The 18,238-nt window shown below is 67.8% G+C and carries 16 protein-coding genes; 8 read left to right on the forward strand and 8 right to left on the reverse strand.

The window, feature by feature from the left end; genetic code table 11:
- Positions 1 to 38: 38 nt before the first annotated feature.
- The 4 genes from HUK68_RS03930 to hemW are packed head-to-tail and all read left to right on the forward strand — an operon-like array spanning position 39 to position 3,887.
- Positions 39 to 1,055, forward strand: coding sequence for a serine/threonine protein kinase (locus HUK68_RS03930; protein ID WP_175503016.1), 1,017 nt, complete (start codon positions 39 to 41; stop codon positions 1,053 to 1,055).
- Entirely contained in the window at positions 1,052 to 1,984 is a 933-nt protein-coding gene (locus HUK68_RS03935) for a PP2C family protein-serine/threonine phosphatase (RefSeq protein WP_175503017.1), read from the forward strand. The genes HUK68_RS03930 and HUK68_RS03935 overlap by 4 nt, the downstream gene beginning before the upstream one ends.
- A 50-nt stretch (positions 1,985 to 2,034) precedes the next feature.
- Positions 2,035 to 2,640 (forward strand): non-canonical purine NTP pyrophosphatase, encoded by a 606-nt coding sequence (locus tag HUK68_RS03940; protein WP_175503018.1) that lies wholly within the window; start codon positions 2,035 to 2,037, stop codon positions 2,638 to 2,640.
- The gene (gene hemW / locus HUK68_RS03945; protein WP_175503019.1) at positions 2,637 to 3,887 is read left to right on the forward strand and encodes a radical SAM family heme chaperone HemW; all 1,251 of its coding nucleotides are present in this window, start codon (positions 2,637 to 2,639) and stop codon (positions 3,885 to 3,887) included. Before HUK68_RS03940 ends, hemW begins: the two co-directional genes overlap by 4 nt.
- Before the next feature lie 215 nt (positions 3,888 to 4,102).
- Here hemW and HUK68_RS03950 read toward each other — a convergent pair whose 3' ends face one another.
- Positions 4,103 to 4,432, reverse strand: coding sequence for an I78 family peptidase inhibitor (locus HUK68_RS03950; RefSeq protein ID WP_175503020.1), 330 nt, complete (start codon positions 4,430 to 4,432; stop codon positions 4,103 to 4,105).
- An 87-nt stretch (positions 4,433 to 4,519) separates the two neighbouring features.
- Entirely contained in the window at positions 4,520 to 5,263 is a 744-nt protein-coding gene (locus HUK68_RS03955; RefSeq protein WP_175503021.1) for a GntR family transcriptional regulator, read from the reverse strand.
- A 215-nt stretch (positions 5,264 to 5,478) separates the two neighbouring features.
- Between HUK68_RS03955 and HUK68_RS03960 the strand changes: the two genes are divergently transcribed.
- On the forward strand, positions 5,479 to 7,674 hold the full coding sequence (locus HUK68_RS03960) for a hypothetical protein (RefSeq protein ID WP_175503022.1): 2,196 nt from the start codon (positions 5,479 to 5,481) through the stop codon (positions 7,672 to 7,674).
- Here HUK68_RS03960 and HUK68_RS03965 read toward each other — a convergent pair.
- The 6 genes from HUK68_RS03965 to HUK68_RS03990 form a co-directional block, all read right to left on the reverse strand.
- Positions 7,664 to 9,595 carry a B12-binding domain-containing radical SAM protein gene (locus HUK68_RS03965; RefSeq protein WP_175503023.1) on the reverse strand — a complete coding sequence of 644 codons (1,932 nt, stop codon included), beginning with the start codon at positions 9,593 to 9,595 and terminating at the stop codon, positions 7,664 to 7,666. The two genes, HUK68_RS03960 and HUK68_RS03965, sit on opposite strands and share 11 nt — an antisense overlap.
- A gap of 152 nt (positions 9,596 to 9,747) precedes the next feature.
- Positions 9,748 to 10,512 (reverse strand): GntR family transcriptional regulator, encoded by a 765-nt coding sequence (locus HUK68_RS03970; RefSeq protein WP_175503024.1) that lies wholly within the window; start codon positions 10,510 to 10,512, stop codon positions 9,748 to 9,750.
- A gap of 121 nt (positions 10,513 to 10,633) precedes the next feature.
- Entirely contained in the window at positions 10,634 to 11,488 is an 855-nt protein-coding gene (locus tag HUK68_RS03975) for an isocitrate lyase/PEP mutase family protein (RefSeq protein ID WP_175503025.1), read from the reverse strand.
- On the reverse strand, positions 11,485 to 12,021 hold the full coding sequence (locus HUK68_RS03980) for a LeuD/DmdB family oxidoreductase small subunit (protein ID WP_175503026.1): 537 nt from the start codon (positions 12,019 to 12,021) through the stop codon (positions 11,485 to 11,487). The genes HUK68_RS03975 and HUK68_RS03980 overlap by 4 nt, the downstream gene beginning before the upstream one ends.
- Positions 12,018 to 13,295 carry a 3-isopropylmalate dehydratase large subunit gene (locus tag HUK68_RS03985; RefSeq protein WP_175503027.1) on the reverse strand — a complete coding sequence of 426 codons (1,278 nt, stop codon included), beginning with the start codon at positions 13,293 to 13,295 and terminating at the stop codon, positions 12,018 to 12,020. Before HUK68_RS03985 ends, HUK68_RS03980 begins: the two co-directional genes overlap by 4 nt.
- Positions 13,292 to 14,254: a Bug family tripartite tricarboxylate transporter substrate binding protein gene (locus HUK68_RS03990; RefSeq protein WP_175503028.1), complete on the reverse strand. Its 963-nt coding sequence runs from the start codon at positions 14,252 to 14,254 to the stop codon at positions 13,292 to 13,294. Before HUK68_RS03990 ends, HUK68_RS03985 begins: the two co-directional genes overlap by 4 nt.
- A 192-nt stretch (positions 14,255 to 14,446) precedes the next feature.
- On the opposite strand from HUK68_RS03990, the gene HUK68_RS03995 reads away from it, so the two are divergent.
- The 3 genes from HUK68_RS03995 to panC all read left to right on the forward strand — a co-directional run bounded on the left by HUK68_RS03995 (position 14,447) and on the right by panC (position 18,236).
- Entirely contained in the window at positions 14,447 to 16,102 is a 1,656-nt protein-coding gene (locus tag HUK68_RS03995; RefSeq protein ID WP_434082456.1) for an acyl-CoA synthetase, read from the forward strand.
- A gap of 414 nt (positions 16,103 to 16,516) precedes the next feature.
- On the forward strand, positions 16,517 to 17,365 hold the full coding sequence (panB, locus tag HUK68_RS04000) for a 3-methyl-2-oxobutanoate hydroxymethyltransferase (RefSeq protein ID WP_175503030.1): 849 nt from the start codon (positions 16,517 to 16,519) through the stop codon (positions 17,363 to 17,365).
- A gap of 25 nt (positions 17,366 to 17,390) precedes the next feature.
- Positions 17,391 to 18,236 (forward strand): pantoate--beta-alanine ligase, encoded by an 846-nt coding sequence (gene panC / locus HUK68_RS04005; RefSeq protein WP_175503031.1) that lies wholly within the window; start codon positions 17,391 to 17,393, stop codon positions 18,234 to 18,236.
- Positions 18,237 to 18,238 lie beyond the last annotated feature (2 nt).

Here is an 18,238-nt window from a genome sequence, read left to right on the forward strand (position 1 = left end):
CCGGGTTCCGCCCCATTCACGAGGTTTACCCGTAAAAAATGTCTTCCAAGAACAAGCCTGCTCCCCTTGCCGTTGATAGCGTGATAGGGGGCTATCGCATTGTGCGGCGGCTCGCGGCGGGCGGCTTCGGCGTAGTCTACCTGGCGCTGGACGGCAGCGGCCAGCAGGTGGCCATCAAGGAATACCTGCCGGCGTCGCTGGCGCTGCGCGAGCCGGGCGAACGCCTGCCGCGGGTGCTGCCCGAGAAGCTGTCGCTCTACCGGCTGGGGCTCAAGAGCTTTTTCGAGGAGGGCCGTTCGCTGGCCCAGCTGTCGCACCCGTCGGTGGTCAGCGTGCTCAATTTCTTCCGCGAGAACGAGACCGTCTACATGGTCATGAATTACCTCGAAGGTGCGAACCTGCAGGAGTTCATTCTCACGGCGCGCGGCATCAAGACCGACAAGGTGCTGCGCGAATCCACCATCCGCTCGCTGTTCGACGAGGTGCTGCGCGGCCTGCGCATCGTGCACCAGCACAAGATGCTGCACCTCGACATCAAGCCGGCCAACATCTTCATCACCGACGACGACCGCGCGGTGCTGATCGATTTCGGCGCGGCGCGCGAAGTGCTGTCCAAGGAGGGCAGCTTCATCCGCCCGATGTACACGCCGGGCTTTGCCGCGCCCGAGATGTACCGCCGCGGCGAGGCCATGGGGCCATGGACCGACATCTACGCGATCGGTGCCTGCATCTATGCCTGCATGCAGGGGGTGCCGCCCTACGCGGCGCCGCAGCGCCAGGAAAAGGACCGGCTCGGCCAGGCGCTGGGCAAGCTGCGCGGGGTCTACTCGGACAAGCTGATCGAGGTCGTGGAGTGGTGCATGGCGCCCGATCCGCTGTCGCGGCCGCAGTCGGTGTTCGCGCTGCAAAAGGAACTCAACCGCGAGGGCGAGCGCCGCCATACGCGCCTCAGCGTGGCGGAAAAGATGCGCCTGCAGATCGGCGCGCTGGTCAGCGATACGCGCAAGAGCGTGCAGAAGATCGGCGCCACGCGCGGCGCGCCGCCGGCGCCATGAAGTTTTCGGTATTCCAGCTGAGCCGGCGCGGCGCACGCGCGCGCAACGAGGACCGGATCGGCTACTGCTACACGCGCGAAGCCTGCCTGCTGGTGCTGGCCGACGGCATGGGCGGGCACGCGGCAGGCGATGTCGCGGCGCAGATCGCGCTGAACAGCGTCTGTGCGCTGTTCCAGGCGCGGGCCACGCCGCTGCTGGACGATGCGCCGGGCTTTCTCGCCGAGGCCCTGCTGCATGCCCATCGGCAGATCCTGCGCCATGCGCAGCAGCACCATCTCGCGGATGCGCCGCGCACCACGCTGGTCGTGGCGCTGCTCCAGCAGGGGCAGGCCTGGTGGATCCACTGCGGCGATTCGCGCCTGTACCTGGCGCGCGCCGGGGCACTGCTGGCGCGCACGCGCGACCATTCCTTCCGCGCCATGGCCGAGCGCTCGGGCCAGCCGCCGGCCAGCGTCAACCGCAATCTGCTGTTCACCTGCCTGGGCTCGCCGTCGTTGCCGATCTCCGACCAGGCCGGGCCGTGGCCGCTGGCGCGCGGCGACCGCCTGCTGCTGTGCTCGGACGGGCTGTGGGATGCCCTGGGCGAAACCGAACTGCTGGCCTTGCTGGCGCACGATCCAGTATCCCTTTGCGTGCCACGGCTGGTGGACCGCGCGCTGCAGCACACGGGCGCAAGCAGCGACAATGTCAGCGCAATTGCCCTCGAATGGGAAATGCCCGGTGCGCAGTCCGCGCCGGACAGTATCTCCACCGACGCGCTTGAAGGCGATGCCTTCGAGTCGACGCTGCAACTCGACGCGCCGGATCTGCCAGAGCCGGCCCCGCCTGTGCCGGCCCTACCCGAGGACGAGCTCAGCGAGGCGGCCATCGAGCGCACCATTGCCGAAATCAATGCCGCCATCCGCCGCCCGGGCGAGCGCCGGCGCTGAAAACTCTTTGCCACCGGAGGCGCGCGCGGCGCGGCCCTCCCATTGAACCGATGAAAATTGTCTTAGCCTCCAACAACCGCGGCAAGCTCGCCGAGCTGCAAGCCATGTTTGCCCCGCTGGGCGTGGAACTCGTCTCCCAGGGCGAGCTGTTCGAGGGCGAGGCGCCCGAGCCGCATTGCACCTTTGTCGAGAACGCCTTGAGCAAGGCGCGCTTTGCCGCCGAACGCACCGGCCTGCCGGCGATTGCCGACGATGCCGGCATGTGCGTCGACCACTTCGGCGGACTGCCGGGCGTCGATACCGCCTATTACTGCACGCAGTTCGGCTACGAGAAAAGCGATGCCAACAATGTGCGCGCGCTGCTCGAGCAGCTCCAGGGCGTGGAGAACCGGCGCGCGGCCATGGTCAGCACGCTGGTCGGTGTGCGCAGCGCGCGCGACCCCGAGCCGCTGATTGCCGTGGGCCGGGTGCAGGCGCTGATCGCGGCCGAGCCGCGCGGCGGCAACGGCTTCGGCTTCGACCCGGTGCTGTATCTGCCCGAACTCGGCCAGACCTTTGCCGAGATGGCGCCCGCGCTCAAGCATGCGCACAGCCACCGCGGCCGCGCCACGCAGCAGATGCTGGCGCTGGTGCGCGAACGCTGGATGCAGGCATGATTCCGATCGAACCGGTGCCCGCAGGGGCCGACAGCGCTGCGGCAGTGCAGCGCGACATCCAGCATTACATGCGCCCGGGCACGCTGCAGCTGGGCAGCCTGCCGCCGCTGTCGCTCTACATCCACCTGCCGTGGTGCCTGAAGAAATGCCCTTACTGCGACTTCAATTCGCATGAGTGGCGCCAGGGCGATGCCCAGGGCGGGCTGCCCGAGCAGCGCTATGTCGACGCGCTGATTGCCGATCTCGAGGCCGCGCTGCCGCTGATCTGGGGCCGCACGGTGCACAGCATCTTCATGGGCGGGGGCACGCCCAGCCTGTTCTCGCCGGCCGCCATCGACCGGCTGATCGCCGCGGTGCGCGCGCGCGTGCGCATGGAGCCCGACTGCGAGATCACGCTCGAAGCAAATCCCGGCACGTTCGAGAAGGACCGCTTCCGCGCCTACCGCGCGGCGGGCGTGACACGCTTGTCGATTGGCGTGCAGAGCTTCGATGACCGCTTCCTGAAGGCGCTCGGGCGCGTGCATGACGGCGACCAGGCGCGCGCGGCGGTGGCCGAGGCGGCGGGCGCCTTTGAGACCTTCAATCTCGACATCATGTATGCCTTGCCCGGCCAGACGCTCGAAGACCTCGACCGCGACCTGCAGACCGCGCTGTCGTTCAAGCCGCCGCATATCTCGATCTACCACCTGACCATCGAGCCCAATACCTATTTCGCCAAGTTTCCGCCCGTGGTTCCCGAGGACGACACCGCGTATGCGATGCTCGACCGCATCAGCGAGACCACGGCGCGGGCCGGCATGCAGCGCTACGAGATCTCGGCCTATGCGCAGCCGGGCCATGCGTGCTTCCACAACACCAATTACTGGCAGTTCGGCGATTACCTGGGCATTGGCGCGGGTGCGCACAGCAAGCTGAGCTTTGCACACCGCGTGGTGCGCCAGGTGCGCTTTCGCGATCCGGCGCGCTATATGGACCAGGCCCTGGCCGGCCATGCGCTGGCGCAGGACAACGAGGTGCGGCGCGCGGAGCTGCCCTTCGAGTACATGCTCAATGCGCTGCGCCTGCGCGAAGGCTTCAAGCTGCAGGACTTCATGGAGCGCACCGGGCTGCCGCTGAGCAGCATTGCCAAGGGCTTGGAAACCGCCGAGCGCAAGGGCTTGATCACGCGGGAGCAGGGGCGGATCACGCCCACCGAACTGGGGTTTGATTTCCTGAGCGATCTGCAGGAGTTGTTTCTGGCGGATTGAGGGGAGGCGGTGAACAGCCTGGACCAGCGCATGCGGGCAGGCCGTTCATGGTTCGACAGGCTCACCACGAACGGGGGATGTGAGCAAGCTCACCACGAACGGAGGAGGTGAGCAGGCTCAGCACGAACCGTGAACAGCCTGGACCAGCGCATGCGGGCAGGCCGTTCATGGTTCGACAGGCTCACCACGAACGCAGAGGCGAGCCGGGATGAAGCTCAGCCGCAGCGCACGGCGAGAATGCGGCCGGTGGCATCCACTTCGAGATTCAGGCGCTCGGCGTTGAATTCCTTGGTGGTCATCTGGCCTGGATGGATCACGCGGGCCATGCCCGCGCCGGCGCGCTGGCGCGCCTGTTCGAGGTTTTGCGCGGTGTTGGTGCGGCCGACGAAGCTTTGCGCCGGCTGGGCGTTGCAGATCTGCTTGGGCGCGGGCGCGCGCTCGGTACTGCTGCTGCCGCTGCTCCAGGGGGCGTTCATATTGCTGCAGCCCGCGAGCAGGGCGAGGGCGGTGGCGGAAACCAGAAGGGGGGCGGTGCGCAGCGGCATGTAGAAGACTCCTTGGAAGGTGATGGGTTGCAAGCACCATAGCCGAAAGCGTTGGCATCAGCCGTCACAGACCGTAACCTCGATGTTTCAGTTCAGCAGATCCATCTCCATGTGCGCATATTCGCTGAGAAAGCCCAGCTGCGCCCAGTGCACGATCTGGCCCTTGCGGTCGCAGGCCCAGCGCAGTGCCTGAAGCAAGGGGGTGCCGAGCGCCACGCCCAGGTGCGTTTCGATCAATTCGTCGGCGGGTGCAATGCTCAGCCGCTGGCGCGCCGTGGCCAGCGGGCGCGGGCCGCGCGTCAGCGCCTCGACCACGGACAGCTGCGCCAGCTGCGGCGCGATGCGCTCGTAGAGGGTCTGTTCGACATACATCTGGCTCAGGCAGAACGGCTGGTCGCCGCAGCAATGCAGGCCCAGCAGGCGCTGGTAGGCCGGTGCGATTTCACCCTGCACGCTGGCCAGGCCCGCGGGAATGGCGGGCAGGCAGCAGGACTCGCTGGCCAGCAGGCGGTAGCCGGTGTTGCCATGGAACACGACCAGTTCCTTCCAGCGTGAGGGCAGCAGGAACGACGGCGGGCGCTGCGGCGCGGCCATGACCTGGGTGCCGCCGCGCTTGCGCGTCCGGAGCAAGCCTTCGCCGACCAGCCGGCCCAGCGCCATGCGCACCGTGGTGCGCGAGGCGCTGTGCAGTGCTTCCAGTTGTTCCACGGTGGGGATCGAGCTGCCCACGGGCCATTGCCCGGTGACGATCTTGTGGCGAAACAGCCCGGCAAGCTGGAGGTAGCGCTTTTCCTGGGGCACGCGGGGGCTGGCGGTGGCTTCGGTCAGCATGGGGTGCTTTGGCTGTCAATAATGTGCTGATTCTGGTATTTAAGCGCCAAAGCAAACCTGGGGGAAACCCGCGGTGGCCACGCGCCGGGCTGGGGCCAATCTCCTGTTTTTGCGCCGATCTCCCGTTGACTTTTACACTTGCCGGTTTCGGCGCCGCCGGCAATGGCCGGGCGGGCAGTGAAGGCAACGGGCGCGGCCCGGGAACGTGGAGTCGGATGCAGCAGCACACATGGCAGTTTTTCCGTGCCGGGGGAGTGGACCAGGTGTCCATCCGTACCGGAGAAGATATCGCCCACATCGGCGAATTGGACCAGAAGCTATGGGTGGCGCTGGCGTGCCCGACACGGGGCATCGAATTCGACTGCGCCACGCTGGATCTGATCGACCAGGACAAGGACGGCCGCATCCGCGCGCCGGAACTGGTGGCCGCCTGCCAGTGGGCCGCGGCCCAGGTCAGCGATCTCGAGGTGCTGACCAGCGGCAGCGATGCGCTGCAGCTCGCGAGCCTGCGCACCGATACCGAGGACGGCATGGCGCTGCATGCCGAAGCCGAACGCATCCTGCGCTGGGCCGGACGCGAGGGCGAAGACGGGCTGACGCTGGCCGAGGTGCAGAACCGCCTGAAGGCCTTGAATGCCATGCCGTTCAATGGCGACGGCCTGATCAACCCGGACACCCTGCCCGATGCCCCGCTGCTGAGCGAACTGGTGCGCCGCATCATGGCGCTCTATGGCGAAAGCCAGGGCGTTGATGGCAAGCCGGGCATGGGGCAGGCCGCGCTGGATGCGTACTTTGCCGACGTGCGCGCCATCCATGCCTGGCACGAGCAGGCACTGGCGCATGACTGCGTGCTGACGCAGCGCGACGCGGCCATGGCGGCGGCGCAGGCGCTGAATGCGGTGCAGGACAAGATCGAGGATTTCTTTGCGCGCACGCGCCTGGCGGCGTTCGATGCCACGGCACTGGTGCCGCTGCGCCCGAGCGCCGAAGGCTATGCGGCGCTGGGCCAGGACCTGCTGAGCAGCCGCAGCGATTCGATTGCCGCACTGCCGCTGGCGCCCATCGTCGCGGGCGGCGCGCTGCCGCTGGTGCAAGGGCTGAACCCGGCATGGAGCGAGGCCATGCAGAAGTTCCACCGCCATGTGGTGGTGCCGCTGCTGGGCGCCGACGTGCAGACGCTCAATGCCGTGCAGTGGCAGGCATTGCAGGCCCAGCTCGCGCCCTGCCAGGCGTGGCTGGGCGAGTATCCGGCCTCGGCGCTGGGCGACATGTCGGCGGCGCAGGCGCAGAAACTGCTGGATGGCGGCGCCGAGGCCGAGCTGCAGCAGCTGATTGCGCGCGATACCGAGGAAAAGCAGCACAACCAGTACGCGGTGCAGCTGGAAAAGCTGATCCGTTTCCAGCGCGACCTGCTCAAGCTGCTGAACAACTTCGTCAATTTTGCCGACTTCTACCGCCGCGAGGGCGCGGCCTTCCAGGCCGGCACGCTGTATCTCGACGGCCGCAGCTGCGAGCTCACGGTCGATGTGGCCGACGTGGCCGCGCATGCCAAGCTCGCCGGCCTGGCCAAGGTCTACCTGGCCTATTGCGAATGCCGGCGCGAGGGCAAGAAGCGCAGCATCGTCGCGGCCTTCACCGCGGGCGATGTCGATTTCCTGCTCGTGGGGCGCAACGGCCTGTTCTATGACCGCGACGGCCACGACTGGGATGCGACCATCACGCGCATCATCGAGAACCCGACCAGCATCGGCCAGGCGTTTGCCGCGCCCTACAAGAAGTTTCTGCGCATGATCGAGGAGCAGGTGGCCAAGCGCGCCGCGTCGCAGGAAGCCAGCGTGACCTCGAGCCTGTCCACCCAGGCGCATGCGCTGGTCGCCAACCCCGCGGCCGCGCCGGTGCTCACGCCCGGACTGCGCAAGACCGATGTCGGCACCGTGGCCGCCATCGGCGTGGCGCTGGGCAGCCTGAGCGCGGTGGCGGTGGGCATCTTCGGCAAGTTCATTGAACTCGGCCCGTGGATTCCAATTGCGCTGCTGGGCATCATCATGGCGATTTCCGGCCCGAGCATGCTGATTGCCTGGCTCAAGCTGCGCCAGCGCAGCCTCGGTCCGATCCTGGATGCGAGCGGCTGGGCCATCAACGGCCGCATGAAGATCAACCTGCGCCTGGGACGCTCGCTGTCGCAGACCGGCAAGGTGCCGGTGCAGGCATCGCGGCTGCTGAACGACCCCTATGCCGATCCGCGGATGGGCCTGTGGGGCGTGGGCGCGCTGGTGCTGGCCGCGGGGCTGATGTTCCTGGCCTGGCGCCTCGACTGGTTCGACAGCTGGCTGCCCGTCGCGGCGCAGCCGGCAGCGACCGCGCCGGCCGCGGCCGGCGGCGCGCCCGTGCCCGGCACTCCTATCCCTTGAAGCGCAGCGCCTTCTCGATCTTGTTGCGCGGCACGGTGGTTTTCGGCACCTTGAACGGAAACCAGCTGCGCACGTCCTGCTCGACACCCACGCCGTGCATGAAGTTGTAGATGGCCTTCTTCAGCACTGCGCCCAGCGCGTCGTGGTCGACGCCGCTGGGGTCGTGGAAGCCGATGTCGTTCTTGGCGAACTGCACGGGCGGCATGGGCGTGAGCGTGATGCCGTATTCCTCGGGGTTCAGGCCCACGGGCGAGTGCACGGTGCAGCTGAAGCGGTGGAAGAAGCCGCTCTGGATGCAGCCATGCTCGAACAGCTGGCGCACGTATTCGAGCGCATCCACCGTGTCCTGCACGGTCTGCGTCGGGAAACCGTACATCAGATAGGCATGCACCAGGATGCCGGCCTCGGAAAACGCCTTGGTGACGCGCGCCACCTGGTCGACCGACACGCCTTTTTTCATCAGTGCCAGCAGCCGGTCGGACGCGACTTCGAGTCCGCCTGACACCGCAATGCATCCGCTGTCGGCCAGCAGGTTGCACAGCTCGGGGCTGAAAGTCTTCTCGAAACGGATGTTGCCCCACCAGCTGATGTCGGTGCCGCGCTCGAGCAGCTCCTGGGCCAGCGCCTTGAGCGCCTTGGGCGGCGCGGCTTCGTCAACGAAATGGAAGCCGGTCTGGCCGGTCTCGGCGACGATGGAATCGATGCGGTCGGCCAGCACGCTGGCGCTCGCGCCTTCGTAGCGGCCGATGTAGTCGAGGCTCACATCGCAGAAGCTGCACTTCTTCCAGTAGCAGCCATGCGCCACGGTGAGCTTGTTCCAGCGGCCGTCGCTCCAGAGCCGGTGCATGGGATTGAGCATGTCGAGCAGCGACAGGTAGCTGTGCAGCGGCAGGCCGTCCCAGGTGGGCGTGCCGACCTCGGCAAATGCCACGTCGGCCTCCATCATGTTGGTGTAGCGCACCACGCCTTGCGGATCGCGCTGGTAGGTGCGCACCAGGCGCGAGGCGCCGCGCTGGCCCTGCAAATGCTCGAGCAGCGCCAGCAGCGGGCGCTCGCCCGCGTCCAGCGTCACGAAGTCGAAGTAATCGAACACGCGCGGCTCGGTCAGCTCGCGCAGTTCGGTGTTGACGAAGCCGCCCCCCAGCACCAGCCGGGTCTGGGGCGCATGCGCCTTGATGGTCTGGGCAATGCGGAACGCCGCATAGACCGAGCCCGGGAAGGGCACGGACAGCAGCACCACGTCGGGCCGGTGGCGCTCGAGTGCCTCCAGCGTGAGCTGGTGCAGCGTGGCATCGACCAGCGTCATGGGCGCGGCCAGCGCCTGCGCCAGCGGCTCGAAGCTGGCCTGGCTGCCGGCCAGCGATTCGGCGTAGCGCACGAACTCGAAGCGCGGGTCGGCCGCGTCGCGCAGTACATCGGCCACGTCGTTGAGGTACAGCGTGGCAATGTGCTTGGCACGGTCCTGCTGGCCCAGCGCGCCGAACGCCCAGCCCAGCGGATCGCCGCTGCCGTCGTCGATATAGCCTTCGAGCGCGTCGAAACGCGGGCCTTCGGGTAGGTACTGGCGGCTCACGATGCGGTGCGACAGCGTGCTGTCGCGGCCCTGCAGGAAGCCGATCACGCGGCCGATGGTCGCCAGGTAGCGGTCGCGCTGGCCCATGAAGGACTGCACCGCGGGGCTGAACGCGCGCTCGGGGTCCGCGTCGAACTGCTCCTGCACCAGGTCGATCACCTGCTGCAGGCCTTCGGGCGAGAGCAGGCGCAGCACCAGCGCCAGCGCCAGGTCCTCCTGCACCGCGGGCAGGCCGCGCGAGCGCAGGAAACCGGTGATATAGGCCGTCGAGGGGTAGGGCGTGTTGAGCTGCGTCATCGGCGGGATGACGGAGAGGATGCGTGGCGGCGCGGTGAGGGCTGTGGACATGGCGGGGGGCGGGACAGGGGCGCGGAAAGGAGCGGGGCGCAGGCACCCTGGGCCTGGATCTGTGGCGTCCGCGCGGTACGGCCAGCTTCAGGCAAAGCCCGCAAGTATAAAAAGATTGCGCATAACAGCGCTGGGCCGGGGTCGCTGCGCGTTCAGCCGCTGCCTTCGGAGATCCAGACCTTGCTGGCGCTGCCGCTGCGCGAGACATGCATGCGGTACTGGTAGCGTTCCGGGGCGTAGTAACCCAGCAGGTATTGGATGGGACGCTTTTGCGCGTCATAGACCACGCGCCGTACCTGCAGCAGCGGCGCGCCCGCGGGGATCCTCAGCGCGGCAGCGACATGCGCGGGCGCGATCGTGGCGCTGAGTTCCTGCTCGCCATGGTCGAACGGGTAGCCGGCCTGCTCCATCAGCGTCAGCAGCGGCATTTCCTCCAGCAGCGGCCGGACGATGGCGGCACCGACGCATTCGGGCAGCACCACTTCGGAATACATGACCGGTGCGCCGCTCGAACGGCGCACGCGCTGGATGCACAGCACCGGCGCCGCGGGGGGCAGCTGCAGCAGCCGCGCAATCTCCGTATCGCAGGCCTGGCGCGTGCACGACAGCACCTGGATACGCGTGCGCAGTCCCTGGCTCACGATGTTGTCGAGCAGGCCGTTGTGCAGCTTCGGGTGCCGGGTGGCCATGGCCTGGCCGATGGGCAGCGTGCCCTGGCCGCGCAGCCGCGTGACCAGGCCTTCCTCCTGCAGCCGCGCCAGCGCCGAGCGCACGGTGACGCGCGCCACGCCGAAGCCTTCGGCCAGCGCGCGCTCGCCGGGCAATGGAATGCCGACGGGGTAGGTGCCGTCGCGCAATCGCTCGCGGATGGTGTCGGCGACCTGGCGGAACAACGGCGGCTGGGACGGGCGGGGCATCGGATGGAGAAGCAGCGGCCCGGGCGGCCGCCGTAGCGAGGGATTATGCGCGCGGCGTGCAACGCGCGGCGTGCAACGCGCGGCATGCAATGCGCGGCATGCAACGCGCCGCAGCGCGGGCTCAGGCGTAGGTTTCGCCCAGCGCCAGCATCTCGGGCGTGCCGATGACGGCATTCAGGCCGTCGAAGCCCAGCATGCGGTCTTGCCAGGGCGCCGTCGTGCCATGCTGGTGCAGGCTGGCGAAGTAGCCCTGCAGCGTGTGCGCCAGCGCGCGCACCGTGCCGCCGGGAAAGATCACCAGGCGGTAGCCGATCTCCTCGAGTTCGGCGGCCGGCTTCACCGGCGTCATGCCGCCTTCGACCATATTGGCCATCAGCGGGCACAGCTGGCCCAGTTCGCGCTGCACCACGTCCATCTGCTCGCGCGTGCGCACGGCTTCGACGAACAGCAGGTCGGCGCCGGCTTCGGCATAGCGCGCCGCGCGCTCGATGGCCGCGTCCAGGCCTTCGGTGGCAATCGCATCGGTGCGCGCGATGATCACCGTGTCCTGGTTGCGGCGCGCATCGACCGCGGCGCGGATCTTGCCGCACATCTCCGGCGTGCTGATCACCGACTTGCCCTGCAGGTGGCCGCAGCGCTTGGGGCTCGACTGGTCTTCGAGCTGGATGGCCGACGCGCCCGCGCGCTCCAGATGCTGCACCGTGCGGCGCACATTGAGCGCGTTGCCGAAGCCGGTGTCGGCATCGACGATCAGCGGCAGGTCCACGCGCTCGCGGATGTGCGCGGTCACGCTGACCACGTCATCGAGGCTCAGAAAGCCGATGTCGGGCCGGCCGAAACGCGTATAGGCAATGCTCGCGCCCGACAGGTAGCAGGCTTCCAGGCCGGCCTGCTGCACCAGCAAGGCGGTGAATGGGTCATACACGCCCGGGGCCAGGACGATCTTGTTTTGCTGCAGGCGTTGCTTGAAGTTCATGGGTTTTCCTGGGAATGGGTGGCTCGGTTTGCCAGGCACTTGCGCAGGTGCGGCACCAGGCCGCCGTCGTTGACCAGTGCCAGCAGATGGGCGGGAATGGGCGCGCATTGCAGATGTATGCCCTGCTGCGGCACGGAGAGCGTGGCTGCGTCCAGATCGAATGCGGCGCGCGCCTGCGGCGCGATGCCCCAGGCCGGCGCGGCCGGCGCCTTCGGGCCTAGCAGCAGCGGCAGGCCCAGGTTGAAGCCGTTGCGGTAGAACAGCCCGGCAAACGAGGGCGCGATGACGCAGCGCACGCCCAGGTGGCGCAGCACCTCGACGGCCTGCTCGCGCGACGAGCCGGCGCCGAAGTTGCTGCCGCCGATGAGGATGTCGCCCGGGCGCACCTGGCTGGCGAAGCGCGGATCGATATCTTCGAGGCAGTGCTGGGCAATGGTCTCGATGCCGAACTTCATGTATTTGCCGGGCGCGAGGAAGTCGGTGTTGATGTCGTTGCCGAACACCCAGCAGGTGCCCTGGTTCAGGTCGTTCATGCGAGCATCTCCCGGGGGTCGGTGATGCGGCCGGCCACCGCCGATGCCGCCACGGTGTAGGGCGAGCCCAGGAACACGCGCGACGACGCCGCGCCCATGCGGCCCTTGAAGTTGCGCGCGGTGGTGCTGATGGCCGTGGTGTTCTCGGCAAAGGTGTTGGCGCCGTAGCCGGCGCAGGCGCCGCAGCTGCTGGGCAGCAGGCGCGCGCCCGCGTCCAGCAGGATCTGCAGCGTGCCTTCGGCTTGCGCGGCCTGCTGGTCCCGGGCGCTCGCGGGCGCCACCATCAGGTCGACACCGCGCGCGATGCGCTGGCCCTTGAGCACTTCGGCGGCCATGCGCAGGTCTTCGAGCTTGGCGCCGGTGCAGGCGCCGATATAGGCAATGTCGACCTTTTCCTCGCCGCATTCCTTCGCGGCTTCGGCCAGCGCCGGCGAGCCCGGCGCCGACACCTGGGGCGCAAGCGCATCGGCGGCAAACCGGTGGCGGGCCAGCAGCGGCGCCTGGGCGTCGGTCTGCCAGTGCGTGAAGTCCGGCAGTTCCTGCGCCGGCACGCCGCTGGCGAGCAACCAGTCGCGCGTGGTCTCGTCGGGAGCGATCAGGCCGGCCTGGCCGCCGAGTTCGGCGGTCATGTTGCTGAGCGTCATGCGCTCGTTCATCGACAACGCGCGCACCGCCTCGCCGCAGTATTCGATGGCTTCGTACTGGCCGCCCTCCATGCCGAAGCGCGTGCACATGTGCAGCATCATGTCCTTGGCGCAGACGCCGGCGCCGAGCCGGCCGGTCCATTCCATGGCAATGGTGTGCGGCACGCGCAGCCAGATCTCGCCCGTGACCACGACGCCGAGCATTTCCGTCGCGCCGATGCCGAACATGTAGGCGCCGAATGCGCCTCCGGTGCACGAATGGCTGTCGCCGCCGACGGCAAACATGCCGGGGCGGATATGGCCGTGCTGGGGCGTGACGACATGGCAGATGCCCTGCTCGTCATAGAAGTTGGCGATGCCCTGCTCGCGCACCCAGTCGCGCGCGATGCGCACGATCTGCGCGCTGTCGGCATCGGCCGCGGGCACGTAGTGGTCGGTGACGACCACGATCTTTGCCGGGTCCCAGACCTTGACGCCCAGGGCATCGAGGTGGGGCTTGAGGCGGCGCGGGCCGCCCGAGTCATGCATCATCGCCAGGTCGACCTGGCAGGTCACGAGCTCCTCGGGCGCGACCTGCGGCCGGCCGCAGGCGCGCGCCACGAGCTTCTGGGCAAGGGTCTGGGGCGTCATTCGACGGTGGCTCCGGATTTCTTCACGATGTCGCCCCAGAAATCCACATCCTTCTTGATGAAATCGGCGAACTGCGCGGGCGTCATGGTCGGCACCGTCGCGGCTTCGCTCTCCATGCGCTTGCGGAAGTCGGGCGAGGCAATGGCCACCTTGATGGCGCCATAGAGCTTGTCGACCACATCCCTGGGCATCTGCGCCGGGCCGAACAGGCCGAACCAGGCCTGCGAGTGGTAGCCGGGCACGGTCTGGGCGATGGCCGGCAGGCCGTCGAACTGCGGCAGCGGCTTGGGGCTGCTGACGCCGAGGAACTTGAGGCTGCCGGTCTTGTAGTGCGGCAGCACGTTGATGGTGCTGGCGAACATCAGGTCGACGGTACTCGCCGACAGCAGGTCGGTGAGCGCCGGGCCCGTGCCCTTGTACGGGATGTTGACGATGTCGGTCTGCGTGGCCAGCTTGAACTGCTCGGCCGCAAGGTGCAGCGACGAGCCCTGGCCGCCGATGGCGAACGTCAGCTTGCCCGGGTTCTTCTTCGCATAGTCGATCAGGCCGGCGATGTCGTTGAACGGGGCGTTCTTGCGCGCGACCAGCACGCTGGGCACCTGGGCGACCATGGTGATGGGCGTGAAGTCGGCGACGGGGTCGAACGGCAGCTTCTTGAACAGCGTGGCGTTGATGGTGTGGCTGGTGAAGCTCATCAGCAGGGTGTTGCCGCTGGGGTCGCTCTTGGCGACCTGCTGCGCGGCGATGTTGCCGCCCGCGCCGGGCTTGTTCTCGACGATGACCGTGCGGCCCAGCGTCGTGCCCATGGACTGCGCGATCACGCGTGCCAGCGTGTCGGTGGAGCCGCCGGGAGTGGCGCCGACCACGATGGTCAGCGGACGGTTGTTCTGTGCCGCCACGCCCTGTGCCAGGGCCAGCGCGGCCAGCGCGCCTATCGTCCAGCGTCGGTTGAGTTGCATCGTGTCTCCTGTCTTTATGGGTCTGAGCTGTGATGGTCGGCGCCGCGCCCGGGTCTCAACGGAACCTGGTGGTCCCATCGGGTTAACACGTGGGTGACAGCCCTGCTGCTTTCCCGCCTTCCGCCGCGCGTGCCGGCCGGGTAGAGTGGACGCAGGCAGCGCGGGGGTCGCGCTGCGCCACGCCCTCCAAGGATGCCCACCGTGAGTTCCATCTTCGACAGCGATCTTCCCCGCAATGCCGCCAACACCGCGCCGCTGACGCCGCTTTCCTTCATTGCGCGCGCGGCCGAGGTCTATCCGGAGCAACTGGCCATCGTGCATGGCGCGCTGCGCCAGACCTGGGGCCAGACGTATGCGCGCTGCCGCCAGCTGGCCAGCGCGCTGCAGCGCCACGGCATCGGCAAGAACGACACCGTGGCGGTGCTGCTGCCCAATACGCCGCCCATGGTCGAGGCGCATTTCGGCGTGCCCATGGCCGGCGCGGTGCTCAATGCGCTCAACACCCGGCTCGACCCCGAAGCCATTGCCTTCATGCTCGACCATGGCGAGGCCCGCGCGGTGATCGTCGATCCCGAGTTCGCCGGACTGCTGGGCAAGGCGCTGGCGCTGCGCGCGTCCGACCGCGAGGTACTGCTCATCGAAGTGCAGGACGAACTCTATGGCGCGACGTCGCAGGCGCTGGGCGGCATCGACTATGAGGCGTTTCTGGCCGAAGGCGATGCGCAGTTCGAATGGCAGCTGCCGGCCGACGAGTGGGACGCGATCGCGCTCAACTACACCAGCGGCACCACGGGCAATCCCAAGGGCGTGGTCTACCACCACCGCGGCGCGGCCACCAACGCCATCAGCAATGTGCTGGAGTGGGACATGCCCAAGCATGCGGTCTACCTCTGGACGCTGCCGATGTTCCATTGCAACGGCTGGTGCTTTCCCTGGACGCTGGCGCTGCGCGCGGCCGTGAACGTCTGCCTGCGCCGCGTCGAGCCGCAGGCGATCTTCAACGCCATGCGCGACCACGGCGTGACGCACTACTGCGGCGCGCCCATCGTGCACGGCATGCTGGTCAATGCACCCGCGGCCCTCAAGGAGGGGCTGCAGCCGGGTGTCAAGGCCATGGTCGCGGGCGCGGCGCCGCCGGCCTCGATGATCGAGGGCATGGAGCGCATGGGCTTCGACCTGACCCATGTCTATGGACTCACCGAGACCTACGGCCCGGCCGCGGTCTGCCCGCAGCATGCCGGGTGGAGCGGGCTGGACATCGGCGAGCGCGCGCGGCTCAATGCGCGCCAGGGCGTGCGCTTTCACCTGCAAGGCGACGTGCGCGTGCTCGATCCCGAGACCATGCAGCCCGTGCCGCAGGACGGCGAGACCATGGGCGAGATCATGTTCAAGGGCAACATCGCGATGAAGGGCTATCTGAAGAACGCCAAGGCGACGCAGGATGCGTTCGCGGGCGGCTGGTTCCACAGCGGCGACCTGGGCGTGCAGTATCCCGACGGTTATATCAAGATCAAGGACCGCAGCAAGGACATCATCATCTCGGGCGGCGAGAACATCTCGTCCATCGAGATCGAGGACGTGCTCTACCGCCACCCCGACGTGCTGGCCGCGGCCGTGGTGGCCAAGCCCGACGCGAAGTGGGGCGAGACGCCGTGCGCGTTCGTCGAGCTCAAGGCCGGCGCCAGCACCACGCCCGAAGACATCGTGCTGCACTGCCGCAAGCACCTCGCGGGCTTCAAGCTGCCGCGCGCCGTGGTGTTCGGCGAGCTGCCCAAGACCAGCACCGGCAAGATCCAGAAGTTCGAGCTGCGCAAGGTCGCGGGCTCGGCGACGTCCATCGACGTTTAGCCCTTGCGCAGGCTCGGGGCGAGCGGCGTTTGCGCCGTTCATCCTGAACTGGGTAAGCACAAAGTCTCACAAGGCGTTAAAAAGGAACAGCGGGCATCAAAAATCCGTTCGTCCTGCGCCTGTCGAAGGATGAACGGCCTGCGCTCAAGGCATGAGGACGGGCCGTTCATGGTGCGACGCGCCCGGCCAGGGAGGCTCACTACGAACGGGTCAATGTTCTGTCGCCGTTTGCCAACATCAACCACCTTCTAATTCATTGATTTAGTTGAAAAAAGCTGTTTCTTGAGAGCTTGATGAAGGATGTGGTTGCATGGGCTGCGACGCTTTTCAAGCGGCTGTGGTATGGTCGGCGCGCTAAAAACGACAAGAACCCGGGGACTTGCGCGGCAGGCCCTGGAACACCGAGACAGCGCCATGAAATCGACTACCGAGTTCCAGCAGTTCAAGCGCGAGCAGCGCAAGATCGTGATGGTCACCGCCTACGACTATCCGGGCGCACGCTATGCCGAAGCCGCGGGCGCCGACACCATTCTGGTCGGCGATTCGCTGGGCATGGTGGTGCTGGGCTATGACTCCACGGTGCCGGTCACCGTCGACGACATGGTGCACCACGCCAAGGCCGCGCGCCGCGGCGCGCCCGCGACCTGCATCGTCGTCGACATGCCGTTTGGCAGCTACCACGCAGGGCTTGAAAGCACGACGCGCTGCGCGGTCGACATGATGCAGCGCAGCGGCGCCGACGCCCTCAAGGTCGAGGGCGCGGGCGAAGTGATCGATGTGATACGCCGCCTGACCCATGTGGGCATTCCCGTCGTTGCCCATCTGGGCCTGACGCCGCAGTCGGCCGCGGTGCTCGGCGGCTACAAGGTGCAGGGCCGCGACACCGCGGCCGCGCAGCAGATCATGAACGATGCGCTGGCCTGCGAAGCCGCGGGCGCCTGCGCGCTGGTGCTTGAATGCGTGCCCCAGCAGCTGGCCACGCGCATCAGCGCGCAGCTGGCGATTCCAACCATTGGCATAGGCGCAGGCCCGGGTACCGACGGCCAGGTGCTGGTGTTCCACGACCTGCTCGGTTACGGCAGCCACCGCGTGCCCAAGTTCGTGCAGCAGTTTGCCGATATAGGCACGCCGCTGCAGGCCGGCCTGGCCGCCTACGCCGACGCGGTGCGCAGCGGTGCGTTTCCGGCCGAAGCCCATACGTACAACATCGACGACTCCGTGCTTGAACGGATCTACGGCGGCATCGTGCCCGCCGCGTCCTGAATCCCGTCCCTGAAGATTGGCTGCCATGCAACGACTGACTTCCATTGCCGAACTGCGCCGCTGGCGTGCCGATGCGCGCCGCGCCGGCAAGAGCGTCGGCCTGGTGCCGACCATGGGCGCGCTGCACAGCGGCCACATGGCGCTGGTCGAGGCCGCGCGCCGCGACTGCGACCTGGTGGTGATGAGCATCTTCGTCAATCCGCGCCAGTTCGGTCCGGGCGAGGATTTCGACGCCTATCCGCGCGACCTCGAGGGCGACTGCGCGCTCGCCGAAGCGCATGGCGTCGACGCGGTCTTCGCGCCTGCCACCGAGGAGATGTACCCGCATGCCGCAGGCCCGCTGATCGTGGCCGGGCGCCAGGCCGACATGCTGTGCGGCGCGTCGCGCCCCGGGCATTTCGACGGCGTGCTGCAGGTGGTCTGCAAGCTGTTCAACCTGGCCCAGCCGCAGCAGGCGTTCTTCGGCCAGAAGGATGCGCAGCAGGTGGCCATCATCCAGACCTTCGTGCGCGACTACAACCTGCCGCTGGAAATCGCGGTGATTCCCGTGGTGCGCGAGGCCGACGGCCTGGCCAAGTCCTCGCGCAATGTCTACCTGAGCGCCGAGGAACGCGCGCAGGCGCCGGCCATCCATGCCGCGCTGGAACTGTGCCGCATGCAAGTGCAGGACGGCCTCGGACCGGATGCCGCGCTGCGCGCCGCACGCATGCACATTGCCCAGCATCTTCCCGGCAGCCGCATCGATTACCTCGAGCTGCTGGCCTGGCCCGACCTGCTGCCGCTGGCCGACGACACGCTGCAATGCATTGCGCTGGCTGCAGTGCATGTCGGCCGCACCCGGCTGATCGACAACATCACCTTCGAGAGGTAAGC

The sequence above is a fragment of the Comamonas antarctica genome, assembly GCF_013363755.1.
In the GTDB taxonomy this organism is placed as follows: domain Bacteria; phylum Pseudomonadota; class Gammaproteobacteria; order Burkholderiales; family Burkholderiaceae_C; genus Comamonas; species Comamonas antarctica.

What these genes read in the sequence shown, in the direction of transcription:
- HUK68_RS03930 (WP_175503016.1), top strand. Translation starts at nt 39, where the DNA reads ATGTCTTCCAAGAACAAGCCTGCTCCCCTTGCCGTTGATAGCGTGATA.
- HUK68_RS03940 (WP_175503018.1), top strand. Translation starts at nt 2,035, where the DNA reads ATGAAAATTGTCTTAGCCTCCAACAACCGCGGCAAGCTCGCCGAGCTG.
- HUK68_RS03980 (WP_175503026.1), bottom strand. Translation starts at nt 12,021, where the DNA reads ATGAACGACCTGAACCAGGGCACCTGCTGGGTGTTCGGCAACGACATC.
- HUK68_RS03965 (WP_175503023.1), bottom strand. Translation starts at nt 9,595, where the DNA reads ATGTCCACAGCCCTCACCGCGCCGCCACGCATCCTCTCCGTCATCCCG.
- hemW (WP_175503019.1), top strand. Translation starts at nt 2,637, where the DNA reads ATGATTCCGATCGAACCGGTGCCCGCAGGGGCCGACAGCGCTGCGGCA.
- HUK68_RS03985 (WP_175503027.1), bottom strand. Translation starts at nt 13,295, where the DNA reads ATGACGCCCCAGACCCTTGCCCAGAAGCTCGTGGCGCGCGCCTGCGGC.
- panB (WP_175503030.1), top strand. Translation starts at nt 16,517, where the DNA reads ATGAAATCGACTACCGAGTTCCAGCAGTTCAAGCGCGAGCAGCGCAAG.
- HUK68_RS03975 (WP_175503025.1), bottom strand. Translation starts at nt 11,488, where the DNA reads ATGAACTTCAAGCAACGCCTGCAGCAAAACAAGATCGTCCTGGCCCCG.
- HUK68_RS03950 (WP_175503020.1), bottom strand. Translation starts at nt 4,432, where the DNA reads ATGCCGCTGCGCACCGCCCCCCTTCTGGTTTCCGCCACCGCCCTCGCC.
- HUK68_RS03970 (WP_175503024.1), bottom strand. Translation starts at nt 10,512, where the DNA reads ATGCCCCGCCCGTCCCAGCCGCCGTTGTTCCGCCAGGTCGCCGACACC.
- HUK68_RS03990 (WP_175503028.1), bottom strand. Translation starts at nt 14,254, where the DNA reads ATGCAACTCAACCGACGCTGGACGATAGGCGCGCTGGCCGCGCTGGCC.
- HUK68_RS03960 (WP_175503022.1), top strand. Translation starts at nt 5,479, where the DNA reads ATGCAGCAGCACACATGGCAGTTTTTCCGTGCCGGGGGAGTGGACCAG.
- HUK68_RS03935 (WP_175503017.1), top strand. Translation starts at nt 1,052, where the DNA reads ATGAAGTTTTCGGTATTCCAGCTGAGCCGGCGCGGCGCACGCGCGCGC.
- HUK68_RS03995 (WP_434082456.1), top strand. Translation starts at nt 14,447, where the DNA reads ATGCCCACCGTGAGTTCCATCTTCGACAGCGATCTTCCCCGCAATGCC.
- HUK68_RS03955 (WP_175503021.1), bottom strand. Translation starts at nt 5,263, where the DNA reads ATGCTGACCGAAGCCACCGCCAGCCCCCGCGTGCCCCAGGAAAAGCGC.
- panC (WP_175503031.1), top strand. Translation starts at nt 17,391, where the DNA reads ATGCAACGACTGACTTCCATTGCCGAACTGCGCCGCTGGCGTGCCGAT.